This is a genomic window from Agromyces sp. LHK192, assembly GCF_004006235.1.
In the GTDB taxonomy this organism is placed as follows: domain Bacteria; phylum Actinomycetota; class Actinomycetes; order Actinomycetales; family Microbacteriaceae; genus Agromyces.
The window spans coordinates 1,147,237-1,160,844 of record NZ_CP034753.1; the positions used below are offsets into that span (position 1 = coordinate 1,147,237).

Annotated in this window: 17 protein-coding genes; 11 read left to right on the forward strand and 6 right to left on the reverse strand. The window is 74.5% G+C overall.

From position 1 onward, the window contains the following. Positions 1 to 8 precede the first annotated feature (8 nt). The 5 genes from allB (at position 9) to pucL (ending at position 3,790) form a co-directional block, all read left to right on the forward strand. Positions 9 to 1,367: an allantoinase AllB gene (allB, locus tag ELQ40_RS18920; protein ID WP_255424736.1), complete on the forward strand. Its 1,359-nt coding sequence runs from the start codon at positions 9 to 11 to the stop codon at positions 1,365 to 1,367. Positions 1,368 to 1,465: 98 nt separating this feature from the next. After that, positions 1,466 to 1,993 carry a thioredoxin-dependent thiol peroxidase gene (gene bcp, locus ELQ40_RS05105; RefSeq protein ID WP_127792718.1) on the forward strand — a complete coding sequence of 176 codons (528 nt, stop codon included), beginning with the start codon at positions 1,466 to 1,468 and terminating at the stop codon, positions 1,991 to 1,993. After that, entirely contained in the window at positions 1,983 to 2,480 is a 498-nt protein-coding gene (gene uraD / locus ELQ40_RS05110; RefSeq protein ID WP_127792719.1) for a 2-oxo-4-hydroxy-4-carboxy-5-ureidoimidazoline decarboxylase, read from the forward strand. The genes bcp and uraD overlap by 11 nt, the downstream gene beginning before the upstream one ends. Further along, a complete protein-coding gene (gene uraH / locus ELQ40_RS05115) occupies positions 2,477 to 2,818 on the forward strand; it encodes a hydroxyisourate hydrolase (RefSeq protein ID WP_127792720.1) in 342 nt (113 codons plus the stop codon). The genes uraD and uraH overlap by 4 nt, the downstream gene beginning before the upstream one ends. A gap of 72 nt (positions 2,819 to 2,890) precedes the next feature. Then, positions 2,891 to 3,790 carry a factor-independent urate hydroxylase gene (gene pucL / locus ELQ40_RS05120; RefSeq protein WP_127795139.1) on the forward strand — a complete coding sequence of 300 codons (900 nt, stop codon included), beginning with the start codon at positions 2,891 to 2,893 and terminating at the stop codon, positions 3,788 to 3,790. A gap of 53 nt (positions 3,791 to 3,843) precedes the next feature. Here pucL and ELQ40_RS05125 read toward each other — a convergent pair whose 3' ends face one another. Further along, the gene (locus tag ELQ40_RS05125) at positions 3,844 to 4,698 is read right to left on the reverse strand and encodes an aminoglycoside phosphotransferase family protein (RefSeq protein WP_127792721.1); all 855 of its coding nucleotides are present in this window, start codon (positions 4,696 to 4,698) and stop codon (positions 3,844 to 3,846) included. A 66-nt stretch (positions 4,699 to 4,764) separates the two neighbouring features. Here ELQ40_RS05125 and ELQ40_RS05130 point away from each other — a divergent pair, with 66 nt between their 5' ends. Beyond that, the gene (locus ELQ40_RS05130; protein ID WP_127792722.1) at positions 4,765 to 5,253 is read left to right on the forward strand and encodes a molybdenum cofactor biosynthesis protein B; all 489 of its coding nucleotides are present in this window, start codon (positions 4,765 to 4,767) and stop codon (positions 5,251 to 5,253) included. Continuing rightward, positions 5,253 to 5,702, forward strand: a complete 450-nt coding sequence (locus ELQ40_RS05135) for a molybdenum cofactor biosynthesis protein MoaE (protein WP_127792723.1) — start codon at positions 5,253 to 5,255, stop codon at positions 5,700 to 5,702. The genes ELQ40_RS05130 and ELQ40_RS05135 overlap by 1 nt, the downstream gene beginning before the upstream one ends. A gap of 129 nt (positions 5,703 to 5,831) precedes the next feature. Here ELQ40_RS05135 and ELQ40_RS05140 read toward each other — a convergent pair whose 3' ends face one another. The 5 genes from ELQ40_RS05140 to ELQ40_RS05160 are packed head-to-tail and all read right to left on the reverse strand — an operon-like array spanning position 5,832 to position 10,261. Then, positions 5,832 to 6,071 carry a MoaD/ThiS family protein gene (locus ELQ40_RS05140; protein WP_127792724.1) on the reverse strand — a complete coding sequence of 80 codons (240 nt, stop codon included), beginning with the start codon at positions 6,069 to 6,071 and terminating at the stop codon, positions 5,832 to 5,834. After that, complete coding sequence (locus tag ELQ40_RS19080) at positions 6,071 to 7,105, reverse strand: NTP transferase domain-containing protein (protein WP_127792725.1); 1,035 nt, start codon at positions 7,103 to 7,105, stop codon at positions 6,071 to 6,073. The genes ELQ40_RS05140 and ELQ40_RS19080 overlap by 1 nt, the downstream gene beginning before the upstream one ends. 2 nt (positions 7,106 to 7,107) lie before the next feature. Further along, a complete protein-coding gene (moaC, locus tag ELQ40_RS05150) occupies positions 7,108 to 7,593 on the reverse strand; it encodes a cyclic pyranopterin monophosphate synthase MoaC (RefSeq protein ID WP_127792726.1) in 486 nt (161 codons plus the stop codon). Continuing rightward, complete coding sequence (gene glp, locus ELQ40_RS05155) at positions 7,590 to 8,867, reverse strand: gephyrin-like molybdotransferase Glp (RefSeq protein ID WP_127792727.1); 1,278 nt, start codon at positions 8,865 to 8,867, stop codon at positions 7,590 to 7,592. The genes moaC and glp overlap by 4 nt, the downstream gene beginning before the upstream one ends. Next, a complete protein-coding gene (locus ELQ40_RS05160) occupies positions 8,864 to 10,261 on the reverse strand; it encodes a ThiF family adenylyltransferase (protein ID WP_127792728.1) in 1,398 nt (465 codons plus the stop codon). Before ELQ40_RS05160 ends, glp begins: the two co-directional genes overlap by 4 nt. A 115-nt stretch (positions 10,262 to 10,376) precedes the next feature. Here ELQ40_RS05160 and ELQ40_RS05165 point away from each other — a divergent pair, with 115 nt between their 5' ends. The 4 genes from ELQ40_RS05165 to ELQ40_RS05180 are packed head-to-tail and all read left to right on the forward strand — an operon-like array spanning position 10,377 to position 13,592. Continuing rightward, on the forward strand, positions 10,377 to 10,781 hold the full coding sequence (locus ELQ40_RS05165; protein ID WP_127792729.1) for a molybdopterin-binding protein: 405 nt from the start codon (positions 10,377 to 10,379) through the stop codon (positions 10,779 to 10,781). A gap of 35 nt (positions 10,782 to 10,816) precedes the next feature. Next, entirely contained in the window at positions 10,817 to 11,653 is an 837-nt protein-coding gene (gene modA / locus ELQ40_RS05170; protein ID WP_370296807.1) for a molybdate ABC transporter substrate-binding protein, read from the forward strand. Further along, positions 11,650 to 12,459 (forward strand): ABC transporter permease, encoded by an 810-nt coding sequence (locus tag ELQ40_RS05175; protein WP_127792730.1) that lies wholly within the window; start codon positions 11,650 to 11,652, stop codon positions 12,457 to 12,459. Before modA ends, ELQ40_RS05175 begins: the two co-directional genes overlap by 4 nt. Continuing rightward, entirely contained in the window at positions 12,456 to 13,592 is a 1,137-nt protein-coding gene (locus ELQ40_RS05180) for a sulfate/molybdate ABC transporter ATP-binding protein (RefSeq protein ID WP_127792731.1), read from the forward strand. Before ELQ40_RS05175 ends, ELQ40_RS05180 begins: the two co-directional genes overlap by 4 nt. The last annotated feature ends 16 nt before the right edge of the window (positions 13,593 to 13,608 follow it).

The window sequence follows — 13,608 nt, forward strand, 5'->3', positions numbered from 1 at the left end:
CCCGAGACATCCTCGACGCGCTCGCCCGGCCGTACGACCTCGTCGTTCGCGCCGAGTGGGTGCTGCTCGAGGGCGGATTCACGGCCGCCGAGGTCGCGGTCCGCGACGGCCGGATCGTGCGCATCGCCCCGCGCAACCGGGGCGGCGAGCACCTGCAGGCCGAGCGCGTCGTCGAACTGGCCGACGACGAGGTGCTACTGCCCGGACTCGTCGACACGCACGTGCACGTCAACGAGCCCGGCCGCACCGAGTGGGAGGGCTTCGACTCGGCGACCCGCGCCGCCGCCCACGGCGGGGTGACGACGATCGTCGACATGCCGCTCAACAGCGTCCCGGCGACCGTGTCGGTGGCGGCGCTGGAGGAGAAGCGCCGGGTCGCCGCCGACCAGGTCCGCGTCGACGTGGGCTTCTGGGGCGGCGTCGTGCCGGGCAACCTCGACGAGCTGCGACCGATGGTCGACGCCGGCGTCTTCGGATTCAAGTGCTTCCTGCTGCACTCCGGCGTCGACGAGTTCCCCGAGGTCACGCCCGACGAGATGGAGGCGGCGATGCGGGTCATCGCCGAGGCCGACTCGCTGCTCATCGTGCACGCCGAGGACGGCCACGTCATCGACGCGGCCCCGCACGCGCACGGTCCCGAGTACGCCGGCTTCCTCGCATCCAGGCCGCGCGCCGCCGAGGACGCGGCGATCGCCGAGGTCATCGAGCGCGCGCGCCGCACGGGCGCCCGGGCGCACATCGTGCACCTGAGCTCGGCCGACTCGCTGCCGCAGATCGCGGCCGCGAAGGCCGACGGCGTCCGGCTCACGGTCGAGACCTGCCCGCACTACCTCACCCTCCGGGCCGAGGACGTGCCGAACGGGGCGACCGCGTTCAAGTGCTGCCCGCCGATCCGCGAGGACGACAACCGCGACGCCCTCTGGCAGGGCCTCGAGGACGGGCTGATCGACCTCGTGGTCTCCGACCACTCGCCGTCGACGCCCGAGATGAAGTACGCCGGCGACGGCGACTTCGGGCAGGCCTGGGGCGGCATCGCGTCGCTCCAGATCGGGCTGCCGCTCATGTGGACCGAGGCGCACCGCCGGGGCATCCCCCTCGAGCGGGTCGTCCACTGGATGTCGGCGGCGCCGGCCGACCTGGTCGGCCTTCGCGACAAGGGACGCATCCGTGTGGGGGGCGCCGCCGACTTCGTCGTCTTCGCCCCCGAGGAGACCTTCACCGTGGATGCCGCGGCGCTCGCGCACCGGCATCCGATCACCCCCTATGACGGCCGCGAGCTGGAAGGGGTCGTTCGGCGCACGCTGCTCTCCGGCGCGCCGATCGATGACGCTCGCGGACAGGGTCGTCTGCTTCGTCGGGGAAGCTGACGCCCACCCGGCCGGGGCGCGCCCACCGCGCCCCGGCCCACCCCCACCCCGCCGTACGACGTGCGCGCCGCGCACGTTCCGACCGACTGGAGCACCACATGATCACCTCGTCCGACGAGCTCGAGCCCGGCACGCCCGCGCCCGACTTCTCGCTCAGGGATGCCTCGGGCACCGCCCGCACCCTCTCGGAGGTCCGCGGCACGCCCGCGATCGTCTACTTCTATCCGGCCGCGTTCACGCCCGGCTGCACGACCGAGGCCTGCGACTTCCGCGACAACCTCGCGGCGTTCGAGTCCGCCGGCTACCGGGTGCTCGGCATCTCGCCCGACCCGGTCGAGCAGCTCGCCGAGTTCGCGGCCGCGCAGGCGCTGCCGTACACCCTGCTGTCCGACCCCGATGCCGATGTCGCCCGCGCCTTCGGCGCGTGGGGCCAGAAGACCGTCGGCGACCGCACGTTCGACGGGCTGATCCGCTCGACCGTCGTCGTCGATGCCGACGGCGTCGTACGCCACGTCGAGTACAACGTCGACCCGAACGGGCACGTCGCGCGGCTGCGCGAACTGCTCGGGGCCGGGGCATCCACTGGGGCATCCGTCGACGGGACGGAGGCCGGCAATGCGGCTTGACCAGTTCAACGAGGCCGATCGCGACGACGTGATCGCCGAGCTCCGCCCCTGCGTCGACGTGAACCGGTGGTGCGCCGAGATCGCCGACGGGCGTCCGTACGCGACCGGGTCCGACCTGCGCGCCGCCGCCGCCGCGGCAGCGCTGCCGTTCACCGCCGCCGAGGTCGAGCAGGCGCTGTCGCACCACCCCCGCATCGGCGACCGCGCGAGGGGCACGCACGCCGAGGCCGAGCACTCCCGCACCGAACAGGCCGGTGTCGACCCCTCGGACGCGGCCGTGCTGACCGCGCTCGCCGAGGGCAACGCCGAGTACGAGCGCCGCTTCGGCCGCGTGTTCCTGATCCGTGCGGCCGGCCGTTCGGCCGCCGAGATCCTCGATGCCCTCCACGACCGGCTCGGCAACGACCTCGTGACCGAGCAGGCCATCGTCGCCGCCCAGTTGCGCGAGATCGCGCTGCTGCGCCTGGACGATCGGATCGCCGCATGAGCCGCTCGCACATCACCACCCACGTGCTCGACGCCACGAAGGGACTGCCCGCCGCGGGCATCGGGGTCGAGCTGTCGCAGCGCGACGGCGACGACTGGACCCGGCTCGCGCAGGGTGTCACCGACGCCGACGGCCGCATCACCGACCTGGGGCCCGAGTCCGTGCCGGCCGGCGAGTACCGCCTGCGGTTCGAGACCGGCGCCTGGTTCCAGGCGCAGGACGTCGCCGCGTTCCACCCCGAGATCCAGCTCGCATTCGTCGTCGACGACGAGGCCCGGCACTACCACGTGCCGATCCTGCTGAGCCCGTTCGCCTACTCCACCTACCGAGGAAGCTAGAGAGGAAACACCATGACCGACACCCTGATCGCACCGCAGCCCGAGGCGACGACGCCCGGCGCAGCGAACGCGGTGCCCGGCGGCATCGTGCTCGGCGCGAACCAGTACGGCAAGGCCGAGGTCCGCGTCGTCAAGGTCACCCGCGACACCGACCGCCACGAGATCGAGGACCTGAACGTCACGTCGCAGCTCCGCGGCGACTTCGCGGGCGCGCACCTCGACGGCGACAACGCGCACGTCGTCGCCACCGACACGCAGAAGAACACGATCTTCGCGTTCGCCCGCGACGGCGTCGGCTCGCCCGAGGCGTTCCTCGGCCGGCTCGCCGACCACTTCACCGGGAGCTTCGACTGGGTCACCGGCGGTCGCTGGCTCGCCGAGAGCTACGCGTGGGAGCGCATCGTCGCGCACGGCGCCGACCACGACCACTCGTTCGTGCGCAAGGGCCAGGAGGTGCGCACGGCCGCGGTCGTCGTCGACGGCGACGAGCGCCACGTCATCGCGGGCCTCAAGGACCTCACGGTGCTGAAGACCACCGGGTCCGGCTTCGAGGGCTACCCGCGCGACCGCTACACGACCCTGCCCGAGACGACCGACCGCATCCTCGCGACGAGCGTGTCGACCCGCTGGCGCTACGCGCCCGGTGCCGAGGTCGACTACAACGCCGTCTACGACCGCGTGAAGGCGACGCTGCTGGAGGCCTTCACCGAGAACTACTCGGCCGCGCTGCAGACGACCCTGTTCGAGATGGGCCAGGCGGTGCTCGAGTCGGTGCCCGAGATCGTCGAGATCCGCTTCTCGATGCCGAACAAGCACCACTTCGTGGTCGACCTCGAGCCGTTCGGTCTCGACAACCCGAACGAGGTCTTCTACGCCTCCGACCGGTCGTACGGCCTGATCGAGGCCGAGGTCGCCCGTGAGGGCGTCGCGCCGGCACCGATCGCGTGGGGGAGCGTCAGCAGCTTCTGCTGAGCCGCGGTGGGGCGCCGGCATCCGCCGCTGTGAACGGGGCGGATGCCGCGCGCTCAGCCTGCGCGCAGGGCGAGCGCGAGCTCGCCGATCGCCACCGCCGACCGCGCATGCCCCGGGTCGCCGTCGATCGCGAACCAGGTCGACGACAGGGCGCACCACGCGACCAGCCAGTCGAGCATCCGCCCGCGATCGATGCCGGTGGTCGCGACGACCACGTCGAGCTGCCGCGCGAGCCGGCCCGGTCGCAGCGCCCGCTCGTGCGAGGGATTGCAGAGGAGGTTCGCGAAGTCGAAGGCGCGCTCGCCGTACAGCGCCTTCGGGTCGATCGCGAGCCAGCCCCGCTCGCCGAAGTCGAGCACGTTGCCGTGGTGCAGGTCGCCGTGCAGCACGACCTCGTCACGCGGGGCCTCGAGCAGCGTCCAGGCGAGGTCGGCGCCGCGACGATGGAACGGATCGAGCCGGTCGGCGCGTTCGAAGAGCTGCCGGAACCAGGTGGGCAGGTCGACGAGCTCGGGCGGATCGTCGAGCGCGAGCACGTCGGCGGATGCCGCGTGCAGCAGCGCGCCCGTCTCGCACACGATGCGCGTCGCCTCGTCGTCGCGCCCCGCGGCGACCATCGCGACGAGGTCGCCCATGCCGGTCGCGCGCTCGATCAGGATGGCGCGGCCCTTCCGCCGCAGCACCCTGGCCACGCCGTGCCCGTCGAGCGCCTCGAGGAGCACGCCGCCGCGCTGCTCCTCGGCGACGCGCGAGAGCTTGAGCATCGCGGGTTCGCCCTGCCGCGTGGTGACCGGCAGCAGGGCGCTCGACGCGGTCGTGCGCGGGTCGCCGTCGGGACGCAGGCGCCAGCGGCGCTGCCACTCGGCGTCGGCCCGGTGGCCGGGGGAGACGGGTCCGAGATCGCTCATCCACTCCAGTATCGGCGGTCCGCCCGCCCGGTGCCGGGGGTTGCCGTCGGCGTCTACGCTGGCAGGATGACCCCCGCCGTCGTCGTGATCGTGTCCGACCGCAGCTCGCGCGGCGAACGCGCCGACGCAGTCGGTCCCGTGCTCGTCGAGCGGCTGCGTGGAGGCGGCTTCGCCGTCGACGAGCCGCGGGTCGTGCCCGACGGCGCCGCCTCGGTCGAAGCCGCGCTCCGCGACGCCGTCGCCGCCGGCGCGCGCCTGATCGTCACGAGCGGCGGCACCGGCCTCGGCCCCCGCGACCGGACGCCCGAGGGCACCGCGCCGGTGCTGGCCCGCGAGCTGCCCGGCATCCCCGAGGCGCTGCGACGCACCGGGGCCGAACACGTGCCCACCGCGGTCCTGTCCCGCGGGATCGCGGGCATCGCCGACCAGCCCGGGACGGGCGGCGCACTCGTCGTCAACCTGCCCGGCTCGCCGGGCGGGGCATCCGACGGCATCGACCTGCTCCTGCGCATCGCGCCCCACGCGATCGCCCAACTCGACGGAGGCGACCACTGATGACCACCGCACCGGATGCCCCGGTCCCTGCTTCCGAGCCCCGCACCGCCGTCGTCGACGAACCGCTCGACGTGGCCGCCCACCTCGACGCCGTCGCCGACCCCCACGCGGGCGCCATCGCGAACTTCATCGGCGTCGTCCGCGACCACGACCCGGAGGCCGCGGGCACCGTCGTCGAGCTGCGGTACAGCTCGCACCCCGACGCGCCGCGCATCCTTCGCGAGATCGCCGACCGGTTCGCGACGGATGGTGTGCTGATCGCCGTGAGCCACCGCATCGGCACGCTGACGGTCGGCGACCTCGCACTCGTGTGCGCGGTGTCGACGGCGCATCGTGCGCAGGCCTTCGAGATCTGTCGCGAGCTCGTCGAGCGCGTGAAGGCCGAGCTGCCGATCTGGAAGCAGCAGGAGACCGACGACGGCAGCAGCCACTGGGTCGGCCTGACCTGAGCGGGCCGCCCGCCGCCCGCGTCGGACATGATTCGAGTGGGCGATCATCGCTGTTCCTGAGTTGGGCAACAGCGATTCGCGCCCACTCGATCGGCGCCAGCGCTGCTGGTGCGCTGCTGCTGCGGTCGCTCAGCCGCCGGCGAACGGCGGGAGCACGTCGACGAGGTCGTCGTCGCCGACCGCGGCCGCGTCGTCCTCGGTGCGCCGGCCGTTGAGCAGGAGGCTGCACCGGCCGAGCACCCGGCCGAGCTCCTCGCCGTGCGCGGCGAGCATCGCGGCGCGCAACGACCCGAGGTCGGTCGCGTCGAGGCGTTCCTGCTCGGTGCCGGCGGCGTCGGCCGCCCCGGCGAAGTACCGGACGGTCGCCATCAGCGTGCACCCCACTCGGCCGCGAGCGCCTCGGCCTGCGCCACGGCGCCGTCGAGGTCGCCCGTGCGACCTGCGGCGTAGCCGACGAGGAACGTCGTGAGCGGGCCCGCGGGCCGGGTGACGGCGTGCGCGACGTCGCGGGTCAGGTCGAGCAGCGTGCCGACGGGGACGTCGGTCGCCTCGATGCCGAGCCTGGCGCTGAGCGCGGCGACCCAGTCGTCGAGCACCTCGGGGGTGGCGGGCGTGGATTCGGACATGGGTCGGCCTCCCGGCTCTGAGACGGAACTGGACGAGGATACGCCGCCGGCGGCGATCGTCGACGCGCGGGCGAGGTCGCCCCAACGGTCGACGTCGAGCGCCGAGTCGCCGGTCGCCGGCACCTCGACGAGGTCGAGCGCCCCGACGAGCGCCCGCACGGGCAGGTCCCGCACGTCGCCGAGTCGGGCGACGCCGGCGGCGAGGGCGTCGCGCCGGTAGGCGGCGAACAGCCACTGCGCGCGGCCGTCGTCGTCGACGAGCACGGCGCCGTCGGCCTCGCGTGCGGCCGAGATCCGTGCCGCGAGTTCGGCGACGGATGCCTCCGCGAACGGCAGGTCGCACGCCAGCACGAGCACCAGAGGGGCATCCGTCTCGTCGAGCGCGGCGGCGAGTCCGGCGAGCGGTCCGCCGAAGGGCGGGTCGTCGACGACGTGTCGCAGGTCGGCGCCGTCGGCCGCCGCGCCGGATGCAGGGCGAGGGCCGGCGACGACGATGCGTGCCGCGCCGGCGGATGCCGCGGCCGCGACGACCCGGTCGACGAGCGCCGTGCCGCCGACGTGCAGGCGGCCCTTGTCGACGCCGCCGAGCCGTTCGGCACGGCCGCCGGCGAGCACGATCGCGTCGAGGCCGCCCGTCGCAGCGCTCCGGCTGGCGGCGGCACCGGTTGCGGTCGTGCCCGTCGGGTCGGTGCCGGTCGGGTCGGTGGCGCTCGGGTCGGTGCCGGTCTTGTCGGTGCCCGTCGTGTCGGCGCCGGTCGTGTGGGTGGCAGCGGCCACGATCAGCTCCGGTGCCACTCGCCCGACTTGCCGCCGGTCTTGGAAAGCAGTCGGACGCCCTCGATCGAGACGTCCTTGTCGAGGCCCTTGACCATGTCGACGACCGCGAGCGCGGCGACCGACACGGCGGTGAACGCCTCCATCTCGACGCCGGTCCGGTCGGCGGTGCCGACGGTGGCGCGGATCGCGACGCCGTCGTCGACGACCTCGAGGTCGACGGATGCCGCGTGCACGCCGATCACGTGCGCGAGCGGCAGCAGTTCGGCGCAGCGCTTGGCGCCCTGGATTCCGGCGATGCGGGCGACCGCGAGCACGTCGCCCTTCGGCACCGTCCCGTCGCGGAGCGCCGCGACGACCGTGGCCGGGCACCGCACGAACCCCTCGGCGGTCGCGCTGCGCACGGTCGGCGTCTTCTGCGTGACGTCGACCATGCGGGCGTGTCCGGCATCGTCGAGGTGCGTGAAGGGGCTGCGGGGCGCGTCGGTCATGGTCCGACCAGCATGACAGGCAGGCGTTCGCCCGCGCGAACCGCCTCGGCCTCGGCGGGCACGATCGCGAATCCCTGGGCGTGCGCGAGTCCGCCGGCGAGGTGCGAGCCCGACCCGCCGCCGGTCGCCCGGCGGATGCGGCCCGAACCGTCGAACGCGACGGGCATGTACTGGCGACGGCCCGGCGGGCTGCGCCAGCCGTCGACGACCTCGGCCTCGGTGCGCGCGGCCCCGGTGGGCTCAAGTCCCTGCATCGCCTGCAGCACGGGTCGCACGAAGACCTCGAAGGACACCGCGACCGAGACCGGGTTGCCGGGCAGCCCGGCGAGCAGCGCACCCGATTCGAGGCGCCCGAACGCCTGCGGCTTGCCGGGCTGCATCGCGACCTTGCGGAAGACGATGCCGCGTCCGTCGAGCGCGGCCTTCACCACGTCGTGCGCGCCGACCGAGACGCCGCCGGTGCAGACCACGAGGTCGGGCGCGTGCTCGGCTCCGAGCCGCTCGAGTTCGGCGAGCAGGTCCGCTGGGTCGTCGCCGACCCGCGCGATCGAGACGACATCGGCCCCTGCACCCGCGACGACGCCGGCGAGCAGGACCGAGTTCGACTCGGGGATCTGCCCGCGCGCGGGCGTCTCGCCCGGGGCGACGAGTTCGTCGCCGGTCGCCACGATCGCGACCCGCGGCGCGCGTCGCACCGAGACCTCGCCGACGCCCGCGGATGCCGCGGCGCCGAGCCGGTAGGGCGTGAGCACGGCACCGGCCTCGAGCACGACGGCACCGGCCGCCACGTCCTCGCCAGCGCGGCGGACGTGCGCGCCCGGCGCGGGTTCGGTCACGACCTCGACGACGCCGCCCACCTCGGCCCACGCGTGGGCGTCGCGGTAGGCGGCGGTGTGCTCGACCGGCACGATCGTGTCGGCATCGCTGGGCAGCGCGGCTCCGGTCATGATGCGCACGGCCTGGCCGGCGGCGAGCGCGGGGTCCTCCGCCGAGCCCGCGGCGACCTCGCCGACGACGTGGAGCGAGACCGGGTTCGCCTCGTCGGCACCCGCCAGGTCGGCGCTGCGCACGGCGTAGCCGTCCATGCCGGTGTTGTCGAAGCGCGGCACGGACTGCACGGCGATCACGTCGGTCGCGAGCACGCGTCCGAGCGCCGCGGCGAGCGGCACGCGTTCCACCGGGAGCGGCTCGACGAGGTCGAGGATCGCGGCGAGATGCACCTCGACCTCGACGGGTGCGGACTCCTGCGCGGCGGCAGTGGGTTCGACGCTCATGCGTGGGCCTCGGCGCCGGTGCGGTCCGGGGCATCGGTCGAGGCGCCGGCATCCGTCGAGGCATCGGCATCCGACGCGGCACCGGTTGCGACGAGGTCGGATGCCTCGCGCCACGCCGTGTACCCGCCGTCGACGATCGTGACGGCCTCGCCCGCGGACGCGAGCGCCGCGGCTCCGCGACGCGACCGCAGGTCCACGAGGCAGTGCAGCACGAGCGCGGTGTCCTCCGTCACCGGCGGCAACCCTGCCGCCGCGGCCGCGGCCGCGATGCGTTCGCGAGCACCGGCCGGGTCTCGCAGGATCTCGCCGAGGGGGAGCGGCACCGAACCGGGGATGGCCCCGGCGGCGACCTCGTCGGGTTCGCGCACGTCGACCAGGGCGAACTCGTCGGCCCCGGCCGCGCGCGCCGCGAGGCGTTCGGTCAGTGCGGCGACGTCGACGTGGGCGACCGCGGGACGGTCCGAACCGGCACCGCCGGCACCGACCGCAGCGGTACCGCCACCGGCGGCACTGCGACCGGCAACACCGACACGGACCGCGTCCACACGCGGGATCGCGGCGGCCGTCGGCGCCACGTCGCAGGCGGGTGCCACGGAGCCTGTCCGCGCGGCGGGCGCCGGGGCATCCGACGTCGCGATCAGCGGGATCTCGCGCTGCCGACCCCGCAGCGCGTCGATCACGAGCACGCGGCCGAGCAGCGGCTCGCCGATGCCCGTGATGAGCTTCACGGCCTCCTGCGCCATCATCGCGCCGACCTGCCCGCAGAGGGCGCCGAGCACGCCGGCCTCGGCGCACGAGGGCACCTCGCCGGGCGCGGGCGGCTCGGGGAACAGCGTGCGTAACCGCACGCCGTCGCCGGTCGGGGGCGTGGCCCAGAACACCGACAGCTGGGCGTCGAACCGGAGCACGCTCGCCCAGACCAGCGGCAGGCCGAGCTCGGCGCACGTGTCGTCGACGAGGTAGCGGGTCTCGAAGGTGTCGGTGCCGTCGAGCACGAGGTCGTAGCCCGAGAGGAGTTCGCGGGCGTTGGCCGCGACGAGCCGGACGCCGTGACGGATCACGGTGGCGTCGGGGGCGAGCTGGGCGATCGACTCGGCGGCGCTGTCGACCTTCGGATGCCCGAGGTCGTGGATGCCGTGCAGCGGCTGCCGGTGCAGGTTCGAGTGCTCGACGACGTCGTCGTCGACGATGCCGATGGTGCCGACGCCCGCGGCGGCGAGCCAGGTGAGCGCGGGCGAGCCGAGGCCGCCGGCGCCGATGACCACCACCCGGGCGTTCGCGAGCCGTCGCTGGCCGAGGTCGCCGAGCTCGGGCAGGCGGCGCTGCCGGTCGGTGCGGCCGACCTCGCCCGCGGGCAGCGCGGGCGCGGGTTCGACCAGGGGAGGCAGGGACATGCCTCAACGCTAACCCGGCCGGGCGGTTGCGGGCTCGGCACCCGGTCACGTGACGACGCGCATCGCGCGGCATCCGACTCGACAACTCCGCATCTGCGGAAGTAATCTTCCATTCATGCCGCACTATCGGATTTCAGAACTCGCGAGCCTGCTCGGCGTCAGCGACGACACCGTGCGCCGCTGGATCGATGCCGGCACGCTCGCCGCCACGACCGATGACGTCGGCCGGCTCATCGTCGACGGCGTCGACGCCGCCCGCCGCGCCGTCGAACTCGCCGAGGCCGCCGAGGACCCGTCGCGCGTCGGCCGCAGCGCGCGCAACCGGTTCGTCGGCATCGTCACCCGCATCCAACGCGACGGCATCATGGCGCAGGTCGACATCCAGGCGGGCCCCCACCGCGTCGTCTCGCTCATGTCCGCCGAAGCCGTCGACGACCTCCGGCTCGAACCGGGCTCGCTCGCCGTCGCCGTCGTCAAGGCCACCACCGTCATCGTCGAGACCCCGGAAGGATCCCGTTGAACACCCGCCGCATCACCCACCCCACCGCCGCTCGCATCCCGTCCCGCTCCGCCACGCGCGGTGCGTCCCGCGCCGCCGGGATCCTCGTCGCCGGCCTCGCCGCGCTCGCGCTCGTCGGCTGCGCGACGGGCGGCACGTCCGGCGACAGCTCGTCGCCCGAGCCGACCGCGTCGGCGGATGCCGCTCCCGAGCTCGAGGGCGAGCTGACGGTCTACGCCGCGGCGTCCCTGACGGCCTCCTTCGACGAGCTCGCCGAGTCGTTCGAGGAGGCCCACCCCGGCGTCGACGTCCTGCCGATCGTCTACGACGGGTCGTCGGTGCTCGCGACGCAGCTCGTCGAGGGCGCGCCGGCCGACGTGTTCGCGTCCGCCGACGAGCGGACCATGGCGACCGTGACCGATGCCGACCTCGTCGACGGCGAACCCGAGCTGTTCGCGTCGAACACGCTGCGCATCGCGACTCCCGCCGGCAACCCCGGCGGCGTCGAGACGATCGACGATCTCGCCGACCCTGCCCTCTCGGTCGTGCTCTGCGCCGTCGAGGTGCCCTGCGGCGCCGCATCCCGCAAGCTGCTCGACCTCGACGGGGTGTCGGTGACACCCGTCAGCGAGGAGCAGAACGTCTCGGCGGTGCTCACGAAGGTGAAGTCCGGCGAGGCCGACGCGGGACTCGTCTACGCGACCGACGTGGCCGCTGCGGGCGACGACGTCGAGTCGATCGAGCCAGAGGGCGCCGACGAGGTCGTCAACACGTACCCGATCGCGGCGCTGCGCGGTGCCGCATCGTCCGACGTCGCGGCGGCGTTCGTCGCGTTCGTGCTCGGCGACGAGGGGCAGGCGGTGCTCGAGGCCCACGGGTTCGGCGCCCCGTGACCCGCACGGCGACGCTGCGGGACATCCCGCCGCTCGTCATCGTGCCGGCGGCGATCGGCGTCGCCGTGCTCGTCCTCCCGCTCCTGGCGTTGCTGGCGCGGGTCGACTGGACGACGTTCGTCGCCGACGCGACCTCGCCGGCCGCAGTCGAGGCGCTCGGCCTCTCGCTCGCGACGGCGACGGCGTCCACAGCCTGCTGCCTGGTACTCGGCGTGCCGCTCGCCCTCGTGATCGCGCGGGCGTCGGGCCGCCTCGCCGGTTGGCTTCGGGCGCTGGTGACGATCCCGCTGGTGCTGCCGCCGATGGTGGGCGGCATCGCCCTGCTCTACCTGCTCGGCCGGACCAGCCCGCTCGGGCAGTGGCTCGACGACGCCGTCGGCCTGCGCCTGCCGTTCACGACGGCGGCCGTGATCATCGCGCAGACGTTCGTCGCGCTCCCGTTCCTGGTGCTCTCGGTCGAGGGCACCGTGCGCGCCGCCGGCACCGCCTACGAGCGCGTCGCCGCGACCCTCGGGGCGAGCCGGTGGACCGCGTTCCGCCGCATCACCCTGCCGCTCGCGGCGCCCGGTCTCGTCGCCGGCACCGTGCTGTGCTTCGCCCGCGCGCTCGGCGAGTTCGGCGCGACCGCGCTCTTCGCGGGCAACGCCGCGGGCACGACCCGCACGATGCCCCTCGCGATCTACACCGCGTTCAACGGCGCGGGCGTCACCCAGGGCACCGCGGTCGCCCTGTCGCTCATGCTGCTCGCCGTCGCGGTCGTGATCCTCGTGCTCGTGCGCGGCTGGCGACCGGGGAGCTCGACGTGACGGATGCCACCGGCGCTCGCCGCGTCCGCGCGACGCCCGGTGCGCCCACCACGTCGGATGCCCCGCGCGGCGCGCTCACCGCCGAAGTCGCGCTCGCGCGCGACGCCTTCCGGCTCGACGCCCGGATCGGGCTCCTCCCGGGCGAGGTGCTCGCCCTCCTCGGCCCGAACGGTGCCGGCAAGTCGACGATCCTCGGCATGCTCGCGGGCCTCGAGCGACCGGACGCAGGGCGCGTCGCGCTCGACGGTGTCGTGCTCGACGACGTCACGGCCGGCACCCACGTGCGGCCGGAGCGGCGCCGCATCGGCCTGCTCGGCCAGGACCCGCGACTCTTCCCGCACCTCACGGCGGCCCAGAACATCGCCTTCGGCCCGCGGACCGCGGGCATGCACCGGCGCGACGCCGCAGCGCTCGCCGCGGACTGGCTCGACCGCGTCGGGCTCTCGGGACTCGGCGACCGACGGCCCGCCGAACTCTCGGGCGGGCAGCGCCAGCGCGCGGCCATCGCACGCGCGCTCGCCGCGGCGCCCTCGGTACTCCTGCTCGACGAGCCCTTCGCGTCGCTCGACGTCGAGGTCGTCACCGACATCCGCCGGCTCCTCCGTGAGCAGCTCGCCGCGTCGGGCACCTCCGCCGTGGTCGTGAGCCACGACGTGCTCGACGCCGTCGTGCTCGCCGACCGCACCGCCGTCATCGAACGCGGGCGCATCGTCGACGACGGGCCGACCGCGAGCGTGCTCTCGGCGCCGCGCAGCCCGTTCACCGCCGCGATCGCCGGGGTCAACCTGCTGATCGGCACGGTGCGCGACGGTGCGGTGCAGGCGGGCGGCGAACGATTCGCTGGGCAGGGCGGCGAGACGCTGCGCGACGGCGAGCCCGCAGCGGCGGTGTTCCGGCCGGCCTCGGTCATCGTCGCCGTGCAGCGGCCCGAGGGCACGAGCCTGCGCAACATCTGGCGTGAGCGCCTCGTCGCGATCGATCCGGCGCAGGGCGGCGCCCGGCTCCGGTTCGACCGGCCGGCCCTCGCCGCCGAGGTGACGGCGGCCGCGCTCGCCGAACTCGGCCTCTCGGTCGGCGACGAGGTCTGGCTGGCGGTGAAGGCATCCGAGGTGCGCGTGCACGCCCTGGACTGACGCCTGCACGCCCTGG

What these genes read in the sequence shown, in the direction of transcription:
- bcp (WP_127792718.1), top strand. Translation starts at nt 1,466, where the DNA reads ATGATCACCTCGTCCGACGAGCTCGAGCCCGGCACGCCCGCGCCCGAC.
- ELQ40_RS05125 (WP_127792721.1), bottom strand. Translation starts at nt 4,698, where the DNA reads ATGAGCGATCTCGGACCCGTCTCCCCCGGCCACCGGGCCGACGCCGAG.
- ELQ40_RS05130 (WP_127792722.1), top strand. Translation starts at nt 4,765, where the DNA reads ATGACCCCCGCCGTCGTCGTGATCGTGTCCGACCGCAGCTCGCGCGGC.
- moaC (WP_127792726.1), bottom strand. Translation starts at nt 7,593, where the DNA reads ATGACCGACGCGCCCCGCAGCCCCTTCACGCACCTCGACGATGCCGGA.
- ELQ40_RS05160 (WP_127792728.1), bottom strand. Translation starts at nt 10,261, where the DNA reads ATGTCCCTGCCTCCCCTGGTCGAACCCGCGCCCGCGCTGCCCGCGGGC.
- glp (WP_127792727.1), bottom strand. Translation starts at nt 8,867, where the DNA reads ATGAGCGTCGAACCCACTGCCGCCGCGCAGGAGTCCGCACCCGTCGAG.
- ELQ40_RS05165 (WP_127792729.1), top strand. Translation starts at nt 10,377, where the DNA reads ATGCCGCACTATCGGATTTCAGAACTCGCGAGCCTGCTCGGCGTCAGC.
- ELQ40_RS05135 (WP_127792723.1), top strand. Translation starts at nt 5,253, where the DNA reads ATGACCACCGCACCGGATGCCCCGGTCCCTGCTTCCGAGCCCCGCACC.
- uraH (WP_127792720.1), top strand. Translation starts at nt 2,477, where the DNA reads ATGAGCCGCTCGCACATCACCACCCACGTGCTCGACGCCACGAAGGGA.
- ELQ40_RS05140 (WP_127792724.1), bottom strand. Translation starts at nt 6,071, where the DNA reads ATGGCGACCGTCCGGTACTTCGCCGGGGCGGCCGACGCCGCCGGCACC.
- uraD (WP_127792719.1), top strand. Translation starts at nt 1,983, where the DNA reads ATGCGGCTTGACCAGTTCAACGAGGCCGATCGCGACGACGTGATCGCC.